The organism is Variovorax sp. RTB1, assembly GCF_035018765.1.
Classification (GTDB): Bacteria; Pseudomonadota; Gammaproteobacteria; order Burkholderiales; family Burkholderiaceae_C; genus Variovorax.
In genome coordinates this window covers 1-284 of the sequence record NZ_JASJXG010000135.1, presented here as the reverse complement: position 1 = coordinate 284, position 284 = coordinate 1, and the positions used below count along the sequence as shown (strand labels likewise).

Below are 284 nucleotides of genomic sequence, written 5' to 3'. Positions count from 1 at the left end.
GCAGTCGTGGTGCATCGGCGCAGGCGCTGTCCGCTCATTGGTTTGGGATGCTCTGCACGGCTTTGAGCGCCGTACGGTTGTGGAAGACATGGACCTCGTCTACTTCGACGCGGACGCTGAGCCGGAGAACGATGTCGAGTTGGAGAAGCGGCTTTGCTCAGCGATGCCAGAAGTGCGCTGGGAGGTGACGAATCAGGCTGGCGTGCACTGAATCGCCCCGGGATTCGTGGAGGCTGATTGGTTTAAGTCAGGCCGCCACCGTGGTGGCTTGACTGGCGAGTTGC

1 protein-coding gene is annotated in these 284 nt (G+C 61.3%); it reads left to right on the top strand.

From position 1 onward, the window contains the following. A partial coding sequence (locus tag QN397_RS26680; protein ID WP_323499661.1) for a nucleotidyltransferase family protein occupies positions 1–211 on the top strand: 211 nt, incomplete at its 5' end. Between the last annotated feature and the right edge of the window lie 73 nt (positions 212–284).